Annotated in this window: 15 protein-coding genes; 9 read left to right on the top strand and 6 right to left on the bottom strand. The window is 48.4% G+C overall.

Annotated features, from left to right (window positions below):
• Positions 1-184 precede the first annotated feature (184 nt).
• The 4 genes from ACYX4J_RS18440 (at position 185) to ACYX4J_RS18425 (ending at position 6,591) form a co-directional block, all read left to right on the top strand.
• Positions 185-895, top strand: coding sequence for a Crp/Fnr family transcriptional regulator (locus ACYX4J_RS18440; RefSeq protein ID WP_413664353.1), 711 nt, complete (start codon positions 185-187; stop codon positions 893-895).
• A gap of 382 nt (positions 896-1,277) precedes the next feature.
• On the top strand, positions 1,278-2,441 hold the full coding sequence (locus ACYX4J_RS18435) for an efflux RND transporter periplasmic adaptor subunit (RefSeq protein WP_476177271.1): 1,164 nt from the start codon (positions 1,278-1,280) through the stop codon (positions 2,439-2,441).
• Positions 2,438-5,587 carry an efflux RND transporter permease subunit gene (locus ACYX4J_RS18430; protein WP_476177270.1) on the top strand — a complete coding sequence of 1,050 codons (3,150 nt, stop codon included), beginning with the start codon at positions 2,438-2,440 and terminating at the stop codon, positions 5,585-5,587. Before ACYX4J_RS18435 ends, ACYX4J_RS18430 begins: the two co-directional genes overlap by 4 nt.
• Positions 5,588-5,670: 83 nt before the next feature.
• Positions 5,671-6,591: a phosphoribulokinase gene (locus tag ACYX4J_RS18425; protein WP_476177269.1), complete on the top strand. Its 921-nt coding sequence runs from the start codon at positions 5,671-5,673 to the stop codon at positions 6,589-6,591.
• Between the two features lie 70 nt (positions 6,592-6,661).
• Here ACYX4J_RS18425 and ACYX4J_RS18420 read toward each other — a convergent pair whose 3' ends face one another.
• Both ACYX4J_RS18420 and ACYX4J_RS18415 read right to left on the bottom strand, forming a co-directional pair.
• Positions 6,662-7,579 (bottom strand): hypothetical protein, encoded by a 918-nt coding sequence (locus ACYX4J_RS18420; protein WP_476177268.1) that lies wholly within the window; start codon positions 7,577-7,579, stop codon positions 6,662-6,664.
• A gap of 1,176 nt (positions 7,580-8,755) precedes the next feature.
• Positions 8,756-9,160, bottom strand: a complete 405-nt coding sequence (locus ACYX4J_RS18415; RefSeq protein ID WP_282934304.1) for a hypothetical protein — start codon at positions 9,158-9,160, stop codon at positions 8,756-8,758.
• Between the two features lie 272 nt (positions 9,161-9,432).
• Between ACYX4J_RS18415 and ACYX4J_RS18410 the strand changes: the two genes are divergently transcribed.
• Both ACYX4J_RS18410 and ACYX4J_RS18405 read left to right on the top strand, forming a co-directional pair.
• Positions 9,433-9,885: a methylglyoxal synthase gene (locus ACYX4J_RS18410; protein ID WP_444940042.1), complete on the top strand. Its 453-nt coding sequence runs from the start codon at positions 9,433-9,435 to the stop codon at positions 9,883-9,885.
• A gap of 185 nt (positions 9,886-10,070) precedes the next feature.
• Complete coding sequence (locus ACYX4J_RS18405) at positions 10,071-10,496, top strand: ExbD/TolR family protein (RefSeq protein WP_413664360.1); 426 nt, start codon at positions 10,071-10,073, stop codon at positions 10,494-10,496.
• A gap of 125 nt (positions 10,497-10,621) precedes the next feature.
• Here the strand turns inward: ACYX4J_RS18405 and ACYX4J_RS18400 are convergent, their stop codons facing one another.
• Positions 10,622-11,404: a tryptophan 2,3-dioxygenase gene (locus ACYX4J_RS18400; protein ID WP_476177267.1), complete on the bottom strand. Its 783-nt coding sequence runs from the start codon at positions 11,402-11,404 to the stop codon at positions 10,622-10,624.
• A gap of 129 nt (positions 11,405-11,533) precedes the next feature.
• On the opposite strand from ACYX4J_RS18400, the gene ACYX4J_RS18395 reads away from it, so the two are divergent.
• The 3 genes from ACYX4J_RS18395 (at position 11,534) to ACYX4J_RS18385 (ending at position 14,785) form a co-directional block, all read left to right on the top strand.
• On the top strand, positions 11,534-12,781 hold the full coding sequence (locus tag ACYX4J_RS18395; RefSeq protein ID WP_476177266.1) for an allantoate amidohydrolase: 1,248 nt from the start codon (positions 11,534-11,536) through the stop codon (positions 12,779-12,781).
• 88 nt (positions 12,782-12,869) lie between these two features.
• Entirely contained in the window at positions 12,870-13,790 is a 921-nt protein-coding gene (locus tag ACYX4J_RS18390) for a dimethylarginine dimethylaminohydrolase family protein (protein ID WP_445355079.1), read from the top strand.
• Positions 13,791-14,005: 215 nt separating this feature from the next.
• Complete coding sequence (locus ACYX4J_RS18385; RefSeq protein WP_444926660.1) at positions 14,006-14,785, top strand: enoyl-CoA hydratase; 780 nt, start codon at positions 14,006-14,008, stop codon at positions 14,783-14,785.
• A gap of 45 nt (positions 14,786-14,830) precedes the next feature.
• Here the strand turns inward: ACYX4J_RS18385 and glpQ are convergent, their stop codons facing one another.
• The 3 genes from glpQ to ACYX4J_RS18370 form a co-directional block, all read right to left on the bottom strand.
• Entirely contained in the window at positions 14,831-15,919 is a 1,089-nt protein-coding gene (gene glpQ / locus ACYX4J_RS18380) for a glycerophosphodiester phosphodiesterase (RefSeq protein WP_413664365.1), read from the bottom strand.
• A 180-nt stretch (positions 15,920-16,099) separates the two neighbouring features.
• Positions 16,100-16,504: a hypothetical protein gene (locus tag ACYX4J_RS18375; protein ID WP_476177265.1), complete on the bottom strand. Its 405-nt coding sequence runs from the start codon at positions 16,502-16,504 to the stop codon at positions 16,100-16,102.
• A gap of 449 nt (positions 16,505-16,953) precedes the next feature.
• Positions 16,954-18,585, bottom strand: a complete 1,632-nt coding sequence (locus ACYX4J_RS18370) for a long-chain fatty acid--CoA ligase (RefSeq protein ID WP_476177264.1) — start codon at positions 18,583-18,585, stop codon at positions 16,954-16,956.
• Between the last annotated feature and the right edge of the window lie 89 nt (positions 18,586-18,674).

The raw sequence follows: 18,674 nt of genomic DNA, 5'->3' as shown, positions 1-18,674 counted from the left end.
GAGTTCAAGCCTGATAAGGTCAGACTGTCCTCATTCGCCCAAGATAAAGGGTTGGTAAGGAAACGATTGTCACACTTAGAAACAGGTGTGCTAGGTCGATATCGTTTAGAATGGCACTTTGCAGAGTGGCTTAGGCCACTCTTTTCAGGAAAATGGAATAGTTTTCACTAAATTTGAATTGTGCATGGAAATTAAACCTCTAAGCGAGTATCCACGGGATGCTGTGGATCGTCTTCTCAATGTCATCCATCTATTTCGGGATATTCGTGCCTCGAGTGAGTGGCAATACGATGTATTGCTAAAGCGCTCCCGGTTGGTCAGCCTTCAGTCGGGTGAACAGCTGCTTCGTGCAGGGGATGTGGATCAATGGGTCTACTTCTTGTTACGCGGTGAGTTACATGTGAAGGTGAATAGTCCCGCAGCTGAGGAGGCTCCGGGAAATGAACGTCCTTTGGCGGTAATACGTCCAGGTGAGTTATTTGGTGATTTGTCGATGCTATTGGCGGAGCCTCGCAGTGCCGATGTATTTGCCGCGAATAATAGCCAGGATACTCAGGTTCTAGGCGTTGATTGTACGCTGTTTGGTGACCTGGAAGACTTATCACTTTTACAGTTGCCAGCAAAACTGGTTTTCTACCGCAATATGGTGCATTCATTGCGTTGGAAACTGGAGGTCTATAGGTCCAAGTATCCAGGGCATCAGTTGGCGAATAGCCATAGAAAGCTGAAACTTTATACGGGACCAAAAAATAGCCGGGAAGAGTTAATTGCCTTAGCGGAACAGGCGAAAGCTTTGGCTCAAATTCTGCTCGACTGGAATGCGGAGTTTGGTTCTGGTGAGCTGGTTGATGATGAATCCGACATGCTTGGATTTCTGGAATCTATGCTGTCGTAGAGATCTCCCGTTCAAACCAAGGGCGAGAGAATTATTTCCTCGCTCCTGACTGCTCTCCCTCCTCTTTGTACTTATTTTTATTGGCACATGTGTACACCTTTCTTAAGGGGGGACTATCTGCTGATTCCAGTCTAAATTTGTAGATCACTCGTATATTTCATTTGCCCGACATTAACCACGTATTTATTGACAGAATTCGAGTAGGACACAGCGGGGCTTTTTATATGTCGCTGTGATTGTGTAAAAATCGCTTCGCTTCAGTTGTTATCGCAGATCCCTTCGATTGGATTTAAGACCCCTTTTGCGATGGCGCATCATTGCCCAACAGGTTTAGTAAGTTATGAATGTATTGGCATCAATCTGGTCAAGGCGCAATTACCGGATGGCAATTATTGTTTCGGTGATCGCTATTTTATGGCTGCTGAGTGGGCAGTTATTCTCCGATGCAGAGGATGAGCAGTCAGAATCTAAAGAGGTAACTGCCAAGAAGCCAGAGCCTGAATTGCGAATTCAAGCCCAAATCATTGAGTCCAGCCCATACGCCACTCAGATACTAGTGAATGGGCGCACTGAGGCTAACCGGCATGTACGTTTGCGCGCTGAACTGGATGGCATTATTGCTGCACTTCCAGTTGCGGAAGGGCAGACAGTTAGACAAGGGGATGTCATTTGCGAAATCGAGGCTGAAGATCGTATTGAGCAACTGGCATTAGCTGAAGCGGCAAAACGCAAAGCAGAAATAGACTTTGCCGGTGCCGAGAAACTTAAGAAAAAAGGACTGCAGTCGGATACCGCAATGGCGCAGCAGCAAGTTGAGCTTGCCCGAACCAAGGCGGAGTACACACGTGCCAAAGTGACGGTAGAAAAACTGCAAATTCGTGCACCATTTGCTGGAGTAGTGAATAGCCGAGCGGTGGAGCTGGGAGATTTTATTCGCCGGGGAGAGGAATGCGCGACTATTCTTGACTTGGATCCCATCTTAATTGTTGGCGAAGTTTCAGAGGATCAAGTGGGGAGCCTTGTTGAGGGCGGGCCGGCCAGCGCCCAATTACAAAGAGAGCTGTTAGTAGACGGATACCTCCGTTATATCAGTCAACAGGCGCAGGAAATTACTCGGGCTTACCGAGTGGAGGTAGCAGTAGATAATCCAGGTAATCAACTTCCCGGAGGCTTGAGTGGTCAGCTGGTCCTCCCGACCGGTGAAATTACGGCCCACCATATTAATGCATCTCTGCTCACGCTGGATGATAGCGGTGAATTGGGGGTGCGGACTCTCAATGATAAAAACCGAGTGCAATTTATCAATGTTTCACTGGTTGGGGATGGTGATGGCGGGGTCTGGGTTTCTGGACTGCCCGACACAGTCACTCTGATTACTGTGGGACAAGAATATGTTACTACGGGAGATTTGGTTCGTGCGGAAATACTGAAAACTGGGGAAGAGTTTTCCCGGGAGAACCAAGCGAAGGAAGCTTCCCCAGTAGATTCCGCTGAGGTGACTCCGGTATCCGAAACTTCAGTGATTCCCGAGGGGGATTCGCGATGAAGCTGTTGGAAAGCGCTATTCAAAGAAATCGCAGTACAATATGCCTGATGCTGCTGATTGTTTTAATTGGCATAGTTGCTCGCGCAGCGATGACAATTGAATCAAGCCCTGAGGTGAACCCTCCATTTGTAATTGTACAGGTCACTCACGAGGGAATTTCCCCAGAGGATGGTGTACGCCTGTTGGTCCGCCCTCTGGAGAAGGAAATTCGTGCGGTAGAAGGGGTTGTCGAGGTGATTGCTGTCGCCCGGGAATCCCTTGCATATATCGTGATTGAATTTGACTCTGCCATTGGTGTAGATGATGCCGTCGATGATATTCGCAATGCTGTAGAGCGGGCCAGGGCTGAGCTGCCCCGGGATGCCGACGAGCCCACCGTGGAGGAAGTATCCGCTCAACCTTTCCCTACCATCGTCGTTACCCTATCCGGCGAGCAAGTGAATGAACGGGTTTTACTGCGCTCGGCTGAATTGCTTAAGCGGAAGATAGAGAGTATCCCTGAGGTGCTCGGTGCAGATCTCCACGGTAATAGGGAGGAGGTTGTAGAGGCAGTGATTGATCCGGTGCGACTGGAGCACTATCAAATCACCAGTGCGGAGTTAATCAATGCGGTATTGGGGAACAATCTCCTAATTCCTGCAGGGGAGCTGGAAACCAATCGGGGCCGTTTTTCAGTGAAAGTCCCTGGGTTGATTGAGACCGCCCAGGATGTTTATGAAATTCCGCTCAAGAAGTCACGCGATGGAGTTGTGACCTTGGGTGCTGTTACAGATATTCGCAGAACCTTCAAAGATGCAGTGAGCTACACCAGTATCAATGGTCGTCCGGGGCTCGCTATTAATGTTGAAAAGCGCAACGATGCCAGCTCTGTCGATGTCGCGGATCGAGTCCGGGAAGTGGTTCAGGCTGAATTTGGTGTTTTACCGCAGGGAATTACGGTTGAGTTTGTTTTTGACCAATCTGATTTTGCACGGGATATGGTCAGTGAGATGCAGGGAAACATCCTGACCGCGATGCTATTGGTAATGATTATTGTCGTTGCCGCGCTCGGCTTTCGCTCGGGAATTCTGGTGGGACTGGGAGTGCCCTTCTCTTTGCTGTTTGGTTCCATCATCACCTGGTATCTGGGTTATTCGTTTAACTTTATGGTGATGTTCGGAATGTTGCTGGCCCTCGGTATGTTAATTGATGGCTCCATTGTGATTACCGAGTTTGCCGATCGGAAAATGGCTGAAGGCTTGTCAGCAAGGGAGTCCTATATTGCATCTGTCAGTCGGATGTTCTGGCCGGTAGTTGCCTCAACGGCAACTACCCTTGCAGCATTTTTGCCGATTATGCTGTGGCCTGGAGTGGTGGGAGACTTCATGCGTTACCTGCCCGTTACAGTATTTGCAGTATTGGCGGGGTCACTCTTGTACGCCCTGTTTTTTGCTCCTGTGCTGGGTTCACTGTTTGGCAAAAGCGCAATGGATGCCTCTACTCGTAACTACCTGAGCCAGTTAGAGGATGGCTTACCTCGAGCCCTGCCTGGAATTACCGGTTGGTATGCGCGTATTCTTGAGAAGGTTCTGCAGCGCCCACTGGGTGGGTTCTTAACCACTATTGCCATTCTGGTTGCCATCTTTATTGGCTTTGTCAATTTTGGTGCGGGTGTTGAATTTTTCACGGATACAGAAGAGCAATACGGCAATGTAGAAATCAGGGCCCAGGGCAATTTGTCCATGGAAGAGAAAAAAAACCTGGTGGTGCAAGTGGAAAGAGCCGTGCTTAGTGTGCCTGAGGTCCGAATAGCTCACACTACTATTGGTTCTGGAGGGATTTCTGGAAGTTCTGATCGTTCCCCAGATCAAATCGCCAATATGTTAGTGGAGCTTTATCCCGCAGAGGAACGCGAGCGGCGGAGCCGCGACATTTTTGCCGATATCCGTTCCCGCACCTCAGATTTTGCCGGAATTAAAGTAACCGCAAATGTAATGGAGGGAGGACCGCCGGTAGGCAAGGATATTGTTCTGGAGTTGCGCAGTCAGAACTATGAGCAGCTACTGCTGGAAACCTGGCGACTACACCGCGCAATGGAGGAAATTGGCGGGTTGCGAGATATTGTAAACACCGCGCCACTACCTGGCATCGAGTGGGAAGTGAAAGTCGATCGAGCCAAGGCTGCTCTATATGGTGCCGATCTCACTGAAGTTGGCAGGGCGGTGCAGTTGGTTACCAATGGCGTCCGGGTTGCAGAATATCGACCCGATGATACGGATGAAGAAGTAGATATACGTATCAGGTACCCCAGAAGTGCCAGAGGCATAGCTGCGCTCGATCAGCTAAAAGTTAATACCGTGCAGGGTACTGTTCCGATTAGCAGTTTCGTACACACGGAAGCCATGCCCAAGGTTGATAAGATTGAGCGAATCGACGGAATTACTCGCATGCAAATTAAGGCTGATGCGCAAGAAGGGATTCTGCCGGATGACAAAGTGAAGGAAATAAGGAAGTGGTTGCAGAGCAATCCGGTGGATAACCGGGTTGAGCTGCTATTCCGTGGGGCGGATGAGGAACAGAATGAGTCTTTTCAATTCCTAGGCATAGCCTTCCTCCTGGCTCTGTTTTTAATGTTTATCCTGTTAGTAACACAGTTCAACAGCTTCTATCAGTCTTTATTGGTACTTTCATCTGTGATTATGTCCACTTTGGGAGTGATGTTTGGTCTGCTAATAACACAAAGCACCTTCAGTGTGATTATGACTGGAGTGGGTATTGTGGCGCTGGCTGGAATCGTGGTGAACAATAATATTGTACTGATAGATACTTATAACTTCGTGCGTAAGAATGAGCCGAGCCTCACACCAACGGAAGCAGCAGTAAAGGCATCGACACAGAGGCTGAGACCGGTCTTTTTGACAACGGCAACAACTATCCTCGGGTTATTGCCCCTGGCGCTAGGCGTCAGTGTGGATATGGTCGGACGCAATATTGTTGTCGACGGAGTGATAGCCTCTTTTTGGGTGAAGCTAGCCAGTGCAATTGTTTACGGGCTTACCTTTTCCACTTTGCTGACGTTATTGGTCACACCCATTATGTTAGTACTACCGGGCCGCTCCAAGAAGAGGGGTAATCCAGAGGGGGTTATTGAGTCGGTAGCAAGTTAGTGACGGCTATATAAGTACTGTAATCATAATTAGTGATCACAAAATTCGGGGGCTTAGGCCCCCGTTTTTATAGCGGGGAATTTATGAATAAGGCTAAATGGCCGAATGAAGTTTTAGAGCGTAGTGGACAGCTTAAGGAGAGTTTATCGGGGCCTTTTAAGGAGCTGTTGCGTGAGCATCAATTACCATGCGATTTTCTCCTGGTACTCGAACAACTTTTTCTTCCCCTCGGAGTTTGGGTACTGACTCGCCATAAGCGCAGTAATCCATTAATAATTGGGGTTAGCGGGGGGCAGGGTACCGGCAAGTCGACCCTGGCAGATGTGTGGCAATGTATTTACCAGGCGATGGGCTATCGCTGCTGTGTTTTGTCTCTGGATGATATCTATTTAACGCTGGAACAGCGCCGCAAGCTGGCTACACAGGTACACCCTTTACTCGAAACTCGTGGTGTGCCGGGAACCCATGATATCGGCTTGGGAATTAGCACGCTCAAGGCCCTGTGTGCAGCCAATACTGATTCCGCTATCGCATTACCTAGGTTTGATAAAGGACGTGATGATCGGATCCCTGAGTGCTTGTGGCCCATATTCAAGGGGCAAGTTGATATTGTTATCTTCGAAGGATGGTGCCTAGGGGCCAAGCCTTCAGAAGGGCATGAAGGACCGCTCAATGAACTGGAGTGCAGGGAAGATAGTACTGGCGAATGGCGAAATTATGTTAATCAACAGTTGGAAGGTTCTTATCGAGATCTTTTTTCGCTTATCGATGTATGGGTGATGCTCAAAGCGCCGAGTATGGAATGTATCGTTGAGTGGCGTAAGTTACAGGAACATAAACTCAGGGTTCGCTCCAGAATGGGGATGACAGATCAACAAATTGTTCAGTTTGTACAACACTACGAAAGAGTGACGCGGAGCTTACTAGAGGATATGCCGGGCTGGGCAGATTGTGTTATTGAGTTGGGGGAGGATCATCAGGTGAAGGGCTTGCGGATGCAGTAAGGTCGGTTTAAACCCTGGCGAGGCCAGGGTTTAAACTAACTGAATAAATCAGTTTTGCTTAAGCGCTGGCTTACTTAGCCTTGGGCGGACGACCGCGACCGCGCTTTACAGGAGCAGCTTCAGTTGCTGCTGCGGCTGTGGCTTCTGCTTTTTTGGGGCGCCCTGGCTTTTTCTTAGCGGCTTCCGCTTTTGCTGGGCGACCGGGCTTCTTTTGTGCGGATTCTGCCTTAGGTGGGCGGCCACGACCGCGTTTTACAGGAGCAGCATCAGTTGCTGGGGCGGCTGCGGTCTCTGCTTTTTTGGGGCGGCCGGGCTTTTTCTTAGCGGCTTCAGTTTTTGCTGGGCGACCGGGCTTCTTTTTGGCTTCAGTAGCGTCTTTTTTGGGCCGGCCAGGCTTTTTCTTAGCTTCTTCGGTCTTAGCGGGACGACCAGGCTTCTTCTTGGCTTCTTCAGTTTTAGCTGGGCGGCCCGGCTTTTTCTTAGCTGCGGTGGCTTTCTTCTTGTCAGCAGCAGCGGCTTTTTTAGCGGCAGCAGCAGTTTTCTTCGCTTCGGCAGCGGCTTTTTTCTTTTCAGCAGCAGCCAGTTTCTTAGCTACAGCAGCTTCTTCTTTAGCGACGATCTTAGCTACCTGAGAAGCCAGCTTGTTGGCGGCTTTGATTTCAGCCAGTGCATCTTTGGCTTCAGTTGCGGCAGTTTTGGCTTCAGTTGCAGCAGTTTTAGCTGCAGCGGCGGCTTCACGTGCTTTTTTCAGCTGTTGCTGTTGAGCAGCAGTCTTTTTCTTAGCTCTAACAGTCGCTACTTTATCTTGAGTAGTTTTTGCTTTAGCGGCAGCCTTCTTGGCACTGTTTGCCAATTTCTCGGCTTTGACAGTCAGGTCTTTTTCCTGCTTAAGGCGGGCAGTTTCCAGTTTAGCGGTAAGGGAGCGTAGCTCCGCTTCCATTTTTGCGACGTCGCTGGTAGCGACTTGAGCAGCTTTTTTAGTAGCCATTTAAATATCCCTGCAAAATGAATTGTTTTAGTAAGTGGGGGCATTCCTATCAATTATTCTCAGCCATCTTTAACGGAATTAGGCACCGTCCAAGATGCATGTTTTCGGCAGAAAACAATTGATAGTGAGTCCCCCCAAGCTAGCGGCGCTAATTGCAGCTTATTTGTATACCTAATTGCAAGTCCTTTAGATGGTTTTTTTCTATTTAATGTAAAAAAAATGGCTTTTTTTTACATATTTTTCAATTGGGGGCCGTTTGAACTGTGTTTTTGATCTTTTTGGGAACTTGAAAGCACTCATTACTGGTGATTCTTTAACTTCAATATTCCTTGTATCAAGTCAGTATCAGTGGCGTTAAATAGTTGAGTAATTTTGTAAGCTTTATGAACTTGTTGGTTTAGTTGTTTTGGCTTTTATAGTTGGATTTTGATAGTGGCAGGTAGTTTCTGTTCATCAATTAACAGAGAGCCGGATTAACAAAACTTAACTGCGAGCTTTTGCCTGCGTCAATTAGCGGGCAACTTCCATAGCTGGTTGTGTAACCTTGCGTATTGAAGTGTGATATTCAAATTGCGGAAAGTTGGCAAGTGTCAAGATGTCAGAGACAGCTTGAGTCCTATTGCCGTACCCTGGTATTTAGTAAGGAATTAAAAACTGGGAGCGAACTTACACTCATGTACGGAATCTAGTGCCCTGTATATAAGTACCAACCGGTTGTGGTATTTGGGTTCTTGGCTGTCGGGGTTTGACATTACTGCTACGAGGTTTACTTTTACATGGTGGAAAGCAAACCAGTGACAAATCTAGTTATAACCATGTAAATAATGGGGCGGGGCTGTATCAGTTTGTGCTCTTCAATCGAGGTCTTTTAAATTAGCGAGAAAGCGAGCGCTTGGTCTCTAGCCATTTGTTTTGCTATCACGTGACATCCCTGCTCGTCATAAAAGGAGCAGAGGGCACTTGTTCAGAGGCAAGTAATACCAGAAGCAATTTGGATGCAGTCCTGATCATCTGTGCGTTAATCAACAATCTTAATGATATTTTTATGGGCAATGCTTCGGTTTCGGAGTGGCTGCTATTACCGAAGGCAACCTTATGAGTTTTGCAATGGTAGAGGTCTGACCCAGTAACAGAATATCTCTGTCACTGGGGTGATATGGAGTCAATCGCGAAGCTTTATAGTGGCCCGTAGGGCAAATAACGATTGTTGGAATTCTGGCGAATCCATAACAGTTGTTCTTTTGTTAATGGCGTCGAGCGTTGCTTGAGTACTTTGGCGAGGGGTATTACTGCAGACTCAGCGCCGGCGTCCCAGCCTGGCAGATTCATTTCTGCCAAGGTAAAGAAGCGAATCAGTTGCCATAGCTGGGCACTATTCCAATGTTCGCTCTCTTCGATCCAGTGTTGGAAGGGAAGGCGAATAAGTGTGGAGGGTACTTTTTCAAACGCTCCTACTGATTCTGTAAAAGGTTTATCTGACTCTGCAATTTCGATAAGTCTGAGCAACTGCTCCCGGTTGAATTCTTCACTGGTTTCATTTTGTGGGCCACTTACCTGTGGCTCCCAGGCTCCTACGCTCATACTTACTCCTTATAAAGGTCCGGTTTCTTGCTGTTGCATTATAGCGAGGGGGGCTGCGTTCAGGGGGATCTTACTCCAGATAACAATGAATAAAGAGGTCTTTGAATTAATCCACAATACTTCTTCGAATCTAATGAATCGTCTTGTAGTAATTTTGGAAGTCTTTATAAAGGAGTTGGGTTGCGATAACAGGGACTAAACCTACGGGAAAATCAAATCTGTAGGTACTTATTTGAGATACTATAGAAGAGACTCTTGATATTGAGGTTCAAATGGAATTTATTGCTAAAGCACTGCCGGCGACAAAGCGAGTGGCTCTGGTAGCCCATGACAACCGTAAAGATGCCATGATTCAGTGGTGTCTCAGACATCATAATCTGCTCAAACAACACCAGTTATTGGCTACGGGGACTACTGGTGGAAAAATTGAAGATGCGACGGGTTTAAGTGTCGAAAAGCTCTTAAGTGGCCCTCTGGGAGGTGATCAGCAGCTCGGAGCGAGGATTAGCGAGGGGCAGGTGGACTTACTGATATTCTTCTGGGACCCCTTTGAGCCCATGCCCCATGACCCGGACGTCAAGGCACTACTGCGTATCGCTGCAGCGTGGAATATCCCTGTGGCTTGCAACCAGAGCAGTGCAGATATGGTGGTACAGTCACCATTGATGGACCAATCCTTCGAGCATGAGGTGCCTGACTATCACAGCTATCTAGCAGGACGTTAGTCGGAATTTTTGCTTAAAATTTGATCTTTTCTGTCGGCTCGATTCTGTAACTTATTGATTTTTAAAGTTTATTTATCTCTGTTATCGCTCGCACTTGCAATGCTTGCGAAATCGCGGCAATCTTGCCCACCAGATTAGACCGGTCAATCCGGCACCCCTGATATTTGAAAATTGCACGGTGTTTTATGAGTAGACGACGCGGAAAGGCCGTAGAAGAAGAAAAGGCAGATATCGACCTGACGCCCATGTTGGACGTTGTGTTTATCATGTTGATCTTCTTTATCGTGACTGCTTCATTTGTTAAAGAGAAGGCGCTGGATGTGAATGTGCCTGATCCGAATGAGACCAGCAATGCTGAGCCAGATCCTACCAAGCAGAATATTCTGTTGATGGTTAGCGCAAATGATGAAATCACTATGGCGGATGGCAGCCGTATTGACAGCCGTGCTGTACGGGCCCGTATCGCCCAGATGTATGCGGAGAACCCGCAGGCAATGGTGATTGTGCGTGCACACAACAAGTCTAGTGCGGATACTTACGTACAGATTGCGGATGCCGCGAAGGAAGTGAGCCTGGGTATTCAGGTCTCCCTGGTACCTTACGAGGACTAAGTTCCCGGTGAGTTACCCGCGCTTAAAAAGCCAGCATATTGCTGGCTTTTTTCATTTGTGAATTATGGTTTTGAATTGGTCACAAATTGGGGGGTACTTAAGTACCCCTCAAATGAAATCCGATATCAGAATTCTGAACGAATTGCCCAGAGGTCGGGGAAAACCGGTCTAAATAGGGTTCCCTGTAAATAACCTACCCCGCTCGATCCACCAGTCCCCATTTTCCTGCCAATTGTTCGCTCGACCATTTTTACATGTCGGTAACGCCACTGTTGTAACGAAGTATCGATATCCACCAAAGCCTCACAGATTTCACTTACCAGTGGATCATTGCGATAGATATCGATCAGTATTTTCTGGACGGCTGAAGAAGGCTCTGCAACTTGGCTAAAATCCCTTTCAAGCTCATTAGCGGGTACCTTATGCCCCTCGTGAACCAAAAAGTTTAGGAAAGCATCCCAAAGGGTCGGCGCCTCAAGGCGCTTCATCAAGCGCTGGTAGTGCTCTGAGCCAGGGGGATAGTTTTCCAGTTTTTTAGGGTCCTTGGCTCCGTAAAGAAATTCCAACTCGCGAAACTGGTACGACTGAAAACCACTAGCCGTGGATAGTCGATCGCGGAAAGACATAAACTCCAGTGGGGTTAGGGTTTCCAGGATATCGACCTGTTGAATCAAAGTACGATAAATCGTGTCGACACGTTTAAGTGTATGCAATGCGCGATTGCGTTCACCTGCGTTGAATAGTCGCACCAGGAAATCCAGTTCATGCAACATTTGCTTGAACCAGAGCTCGTAGCTTTGATGAATAGTAATGAAAAGTAGTTCGTCGTGCTCGGGACCATCGGAAAGGGGTTTCTGGCACTGCAAAAGCTCGTCTACTTTTAGGTAAGAGCTATAAGTTATTGTCATAGTCAGCTGCTTCCTGAGTGTGTTTTGACCAGTTACAAAATAATGCTCTCTTTAGCCGGTGTGGATCAAAACAAAAATTACGGCAAAGTGATTTATATTGGACCCATTATAAAGCCCGGAGCTCTTTGAATGGAAAACCCAGCGCAAAACCTACGTGTCAATGGCTCTCGCCTTTGGGATAGCCTGATGGAAATTGCTGAGATAGGCGCGACCCCAGCGGGTGGATGTAATCGACAAGCCCTGACAGATGAAGACCGTGAAGGGCGCGACCTTTTCGTGCGCTGGTGCCGAGATATAGGCTGTGAGGTCAGAGTGGACCAGATGGGCAATATTTTTGCCCGCCGACCGGGAGCAGACAACAGCTTGCCTGCGGTAGTGACTGGTTCTCATTTGGATACCCAGCCCACGGGTGGCAAATTTGACGGTGTATATGGCGTACTTGCCGGCCTGGAAGTTCTGCGCACTCTAGAGGATCAAGGTATCAGGACCAAGGCCCCATTAGAGGTGGTTGTATGGACTAATGAAGAGGGTGCGCGCTTCTCTCCTGCAATGGTGGGCTCCGGGGTTTGGGCTGGCGAATTTAGCTTGGAGTATGGGCACAGCCGCGCGGATAAATCGGGCATCACCATCGGTGAAGAGTTGGAGCGGATCGGTTATCTCGGTACTGAGTCCGCTCAGCCGAGGGCTATTAAGGCTTCATTTGAAGCGCATATCGAGCAGGGTCCGATCCTCGAAAAACAGGATCAGGTAATTGGTGTTGTCACCGGTGTACAGGGTATTCGCTGGTATGACGTAACTTTTTACGGAACGCCTTGCCATGCGGGTCCAACTCCGATGGAGGACCGCCGTGATCCGGTCCAGGCAATGTCCATTCTGTGCGAGCGCATGTATCGCGAAGTCCGGGAGTATTCAGAAGATGCGCGTATGACCTGTGGGGATTTAAGGGCGGCGCCGGGCAGCCGAAATACAGTTCCTGAAGAGGTTGTACTGGCACTAGACCTCCGTCACCCGTTACCTGAAGGGTTAAACCATCTGCATAAAGCCTTGTATAAGGCGGCTGAAAAAGTACAGGAAGAGACAGGTACCAGAGTCGATATTAGGGAAGAGTGGTACTCACCTCCAGTCGCCTTTGATAAGCATTGCATTGATTCGGTTAGCAGTGCTGTGCAGACCTTGGGATATAGCAATCGCAAGATGGTTTCAGGTGCTGGGCACGATTCCGTATATGTTTCCCGAGTCGCCCCTGTCTCTATGATCTTTGTGCCCTGTGAAGGAGGGCTGTCGCACAATGAAGCGGAATCGGCGGAGCCGGATCATCTTGAGGCGGGTTGTAATGTGTTGCTTCACGCAATGCTAAACAGTGCGGAGCAGGCTTAAGTAGCAGTAAAACAAGTGCTTCTGTCAACTGTCGGCGTTGCACTGTCTTTGTTTTGGCATAGTTGATAACAAGTTGGAATTTAGGCGAATGAGTAATTTTACTTTGAAGCACCGTCAGGATAACGGCGGTACGGCACTCCTGAGTGAATGGGGAATGGATTCAGAATACGGTGTACTGAGGGATGTTCTAATTGGGCCTGTGGATAACTTCAGTTGGCGCACTGGTAATGCGAGTGCGCGACGTGCTGAGCGCCTCGGAATGAAGTTTGATCACAAGGTGGCGATGGCACAGCATGGAGAGATGCTCGATGCTTACCGCCACGCAGGAGTGAATACGCACCTAATCCCAGCGGACAGCACATTGCCCTACCAAATTTACGGTCGCGACTCCTCAGTAATGACTCCCTGGGGGCCTATCGTGACACAGATGTTCAGCCCTTGGCGCCGTGGTGAGTGGGCGCCCATAGTGAAGAAGTATGCAGAGCTGGATATCCCTATTTACGACATTATTACCGCAGGCTCTCTGGAGGGCGGTGATTTTATGGTGTTAGAGCCCGGCGTTATTCTGTGTGGCTACTCTGGCGAACGCACCAGCCCGCAGGGGTTTGAGCAGATGAAAAGTTGGGTGGAAAAAGAGGGCTGGGAAGTTAAAGGCTACCAGTTCGATCCGTTCTTCCTGCATATTGATGTGATGGTAGCCATGCTTGCGGAAAAGCTGGCAGCAATTTGTGTTGATGCTGTTGAGCCGGAGCTGGTGCAGTGGTTTAAAAGCCGAAATATAGAGATTATCGATATTCCCTTCCCGCAGGTATTGGAACTTGGAGTGAATGTCGTTGCCCTGGGGAACGATCGAGTGATGCTACCTAAGGCCAATACCGGACTGGCGGAGAAGTGTCGTGCACATGGCCTGGAAGTTATCGACCCGGATATTTCAATGATTACTCCGGGGGGCGGTGGCGTTCATTGCATGTGCCAACCTCTGCGCCGGGATTCAGCCAATAAAGTTTGATTACTGTTGCTGGTTATCTAGAGGGCCCGGTCACTGGTGACCGGGTTAATCCCGTCAACGAAAGTGGTTGATTAGGAACTCGAACCTCTGGGAGTAGCGGTTAATATGAATCTCCTAAATAGATGGCCTACAGCGGATTAAAAGTGGCTTCCGTTGGGGTTCCATAATTAGGCTACTGAGAGTAGCCCAATCTACTTCTTACCCCGGAGAACAATATGCAAAGCGAATGCGCTGAAATTCAGGCTCAGCTTAAGGACCGCATCCTCGAGATTACGATTAATCGACCCGGGCGCAAAAATGCCCTGACTATGGCCATGTATACCGCGATGGCAGGGTTATTGAATAGCGCAGCTACAAACCCGGATGTTCGCGTCGCGATTATTACCGGTGCTGAGGGCATATTTACCAGTGGTAACGACCTGACAGATTTCCTGGGCGGCTCTGCCGAAGGGGAGGAATCTCCGGTTTTCCAGTTTATGAGTGCTCTTTACCACTTTCCCAAGCCGGTAGTTGCAGCCGTTAATGGCCCTGCAGTAGGTATTGGTACAACCATGCTGTTGCATTGCGACCTGTCTTTTGCTGGAGACGACGCCATGTTCCAGATGCCATTTGTGGACCTGGGGCTGTGTCCAGAGTATGGCTCCAGCTACTTGTTGCCCAGGATCGCCGGCCATGCCAAAGCTTCTGAACTGTTATTGTTGAGCAAGCGTTTTAGTGCTCAGGAAGCCGTTGAGATTGGTATCTGTAATGCCGCAGTGGCGCCAGAACAGGCCATAGTTCGCGCACGTGAAGCCGCAGCTGAGTTAGCGAGGAAAGCTCCGGCTGCCCTCCGTTTAACTAAACAGCTTTTGCGCAGAGCAACTCTAGAGAAAGGGTTAGAGTTTATTCAAGACGAAGGCCGTTACTTTAAGGAGCGCCTCGCCTCTGATGAGTTTAAAGAGGCTGCTATGGCCTTTATGGAGAAGAGACCAGCGGACTTCTCCAAGTTTGATTAAGTAAAAAAAGGCCGCACTATGCGGCCTTTTTTCTGATTTCATTTTTTAACGATCCCTATGTCCCCGGGAAAGATAGTTAACGGCTCTGTCGGGGTGGTCGGTAAAGAGACCGTCAATGCGCAGCTGATATACAGCGAAATGCAGGAAGTCCTCGAAGCTTTCAAATTCTTCGGGAACCTTGCCTGTATCCGCGCGGAAGGTATAGGGGTGAACTTCTAGCTGTCTGCGGTGTGCCCGGCGGACAACACTGTTAGCTCTTGGTTGGCCATCCGTTACTTCCATTAACATAGGATACCAGGGGCCAATCCCATCTGCGTAGGTGGCGATTTTGCGCAAGCCCCCCTGTTGCAGCATCCAGTCATAATTGTACTTTTCAATTTCTCCATTCACTTCGACCAATTTTTCCCCCCAGTCGGTAGCGGCGATCAATTGAACTAATGATAGATCCATCCCCATGGAGGGCATCAGCTCAAATTTAACTCGCTGGAGCTCTTCTGCGTCAAAGCATTGGAAAAAAACTTTGTGATCGCGATCGGTGTAGCCGTATTTTTTGAGTGATTGCAAGGCTATAGAGGCAATATCTTTTCCTTCCCAGTGATGGAAGTAGGGTTTTTTAATCTCCGGGTAGATGCCAATATCGTAGCCCAGGGATCGGTTAAGCCCCTGGATCAATTCCAGTTCTTCCTCAAAGGTGGACAGCTTAAAGCTAGATTTCCATATTGGAAATCTCTCAGGGTATTTTGCTTGAAGTCCATCCTCACTATCTATGAAGGGCTCTGATACCTGAAGCTGCTTAAGTTCGCTCAGGGTAAAATCGATAGTGTAAAAGTGACCATCATCGCGAGCGCGCTGGGGAAAAACGTCGGCGACATTAGTTACACTATCTAGATAAATATCATGCATTACGATCAAGTGATCATCTTTGCTGAGTACCAAGTCTTGCTCAATATAGTCTGGACGCATAGCGTAAGCCAGCGCTTTGGATTCGAGGGTGTGTTCAGGTAGGTAGGCAGAGGCACCTCTATGAGCTACCACAATAGTTTGTTTATTTCTCTGATCAAAGTTGTCCGCGCAGGTTAGTGTTGCGGCTACAGAAAAGCCAATCAACACTACTGATAGAAGGTTTTTTAACATGTGATAAAGGCCCGTGATGAATTGTGGGGCACTTTCTAGCAGAGAAATATGACAGGGATATAACTGAATACGAGAGCCCCGTCGGGGCGAGGCTTTCGCAGAGCGAGCGTAGAGCTATTCAGCGCGGCTTCGTCTATCCGATAGGCATTATGAACCCTGGACACTCTAATTTCTTCTCTCTTAAAGCTTGGCTTTGAAGGCTGCTCGATTTTCTTCTTGAAGTTTTTTGAACCCTGCTAATTGTTGATCCGTCAGTACGGTGGACATTTCACTGAGCGTAGATTTTCTGATAGCAGCCATTTCTTTGCCTAACTGGCGCTTCTCACGAAAGCTCATCTTTTGGATAGCGCCAGAGGGACTTTCTATGTTAACGCCGTATTTTGCAAGCACTTGGCGGCGTTGTTCATTGGCTGATTCCAGGATTGGCTTTACTTTTTCTACCTGCTCATCAGAGAGGTTAAGCTTGGCTTTAGTTGCCTCTAAGCGCTCCACAAGTTGTGCGGCATGGTCATTATCTGCCCAAGCTAGGGTATTTGCAGAAATGGTAATTATTGCAGCGATTACCAAACTGAATAATTTCTTCATTGTGACTTCCTCGTTAATGAGTAAATGCCGTTGCTGTGAGGAGTATGATAATGGCTAGATTGTAAGCCAGTGCCATCCAACGCAAGGAAGTGTAAATTCCCTATTCCCTCTCACATGGACTGAGATATTCCAGGATATCCACAGTCAGATACTTCTACTCAAGATAATTCTGGTTGGCTAGTGCGCCTAGGTAAGTCAATAGAAGATAAACCGATATCCAGTCAGCCCGGAAACCATGAATCGATAAGGGTTAATAGTCAGCAAGCAAAGATTGTCGCCTACAGAGGAACCGCTGGTTTAGGTATTAACAGGAAGTTAAGCACTCTAAAACGGCGCTATTTCAGCGCCGTCAAAATTTAATCAAGACTTGAGGCAGGTAAAATTGCGTTATTACAGTGCAACGCTTTGCTATGCCGCGATGATGCCTGCCAAAAGCGTCTTAATCCCCTTCACACAGTGGCTTCGTGAGACCATAGATAGTCGGCATAGATTTCTCGAAGGTCTTTTTTGCTGACTTTGCCTGTAGCCGTATGGGGGATTTCCTTGGCAATGACACAGTCATCGGGAATCCACCAGTTGGCAAAATGCCCTTTAAAGGATGCCAGAATCTCCTCAGTTTTTAGTGTTTTGCCTTCAGCAGGAACAATGATCAGGAGAGGCCGCTCAGCCCACTTTTCATGGGCAACCCCAATAACAGCGGCTTCGGCTACTCCCGCCTGTGTCATGGCAAAATTCTCCAGCTCAATAGAGGAAATCCACTCGCCGCCGGACTTGATAACATCCTTAGTGCGATCAGTGATTGTCAGGTAGCCGTCAGCATCGATCGTGGCAACGTCACCAGTATCAAACCAGCCGTCTTCGGTAAGTGCTGACTCTTTGGATTGGTAGTAGCGCTCACAGACCCAGGGACCACGCACTTGAAGGGCTCCAAAAGCCAGCCCGTCTTGTGCCAAGGTATTTCCCTCGGGGTCTACAATACGCATCTCGACCCCAAAGCCCGCTCGGCCCTGCTTGAGCCTGAGGGCCTGTGCTTCGTCTTTAGAGAGGTTCTCAGGTATGCGGGCATTGTAGGTTCCCAGCGGGCTCATTTCAGTCATGCCCCAGGCGTGATGGGTATATACCTCATGCTTTTGCTCGAATTCCTCCATAATACTCCAGGGGCAAGCCGATCCACCCACGACTACTCGATTCAAGCAGGGTAGGGTCTCTTCACTTTCCCGCAGGTACTTGAGCAGGGCGAGCCAAACGGTTGGAACGCCGGCAGCGATAGTAACGGCTTCCTTTTGAATTAATTGACTGAGCGTTTCTCCACACCCCATTTTGGGGCCAGGTAACACGAGTTTTGCTCCAACAGCCGGTGCCGCATAGGGTATTGACCAGGCGTTGACGTGAAACATGGGAACAACAGGCAATATGGCTTCGTCCCTTCTAATCGCAAAGACATCTGGCATCAATACGCCGTAGGTATGCAGCATCAGAGAGCGATGGGAATAAAGCACCCCTTTGGGATTGCCTGTTGTGCCTGATGTATAACAGAGTGCTGCTGCACTCTCTTCCTCTAATTCAGGCCATTGAAACTCAGTGGGCTCTGCTGCAATCAATGTTTCATAGCAGTAAACATTGCTCAGGCTTGTGGCGGGCATATGTGCTTTATCAGTTAGCACAATGATGCCTTCAATCGAATCTAGATATTCTGCCAGAGATTCGATTAGGGGCATAAATAGTGGATCAATAAACAGCCATCGATCTGCGGCATGCTCAATAATGTAAGATATTTGCTCAGGGAAAAGCCGGGGGTTAATGGTATGGCAAACGAGCCCGCTGCAAGAAGTTGCGTAGTAGAGTTCAAAATGCCGGTGATCGTTCCAGGCAAGAGTACCAATTCGATCTCCATCATTGGCTCCAAGCTTTTGTAGTGCATTTGCCAATTGCGAGACTCGCTCAAAAGCTTGTTGATAGCTATAACGAAAATCGGGGTTATCCAAGGTAACTGAAACAATCTCACTATCCGGTGAGTTGCTTAGAGCATGCTTCATAATACCGGTGAGGATGAGCTGGGATTGCATCATCATGCCATTCATCACTTACTCCTTATTATTATCTTTTATTTTCAGATAGACACTAACCCTCCAAAATTTTGGGGGGTGATAGAAAAAGGATTAGGGGCTGA

The sequence above is a fragment of the Microbulbifer sp. ABM4_008 genome (assembly GCF_056311705.1).
Note: the sequence above shows the minus strand (reverse complement) of the source record. Positions and strands in the feature narration are given on the sequence as shown.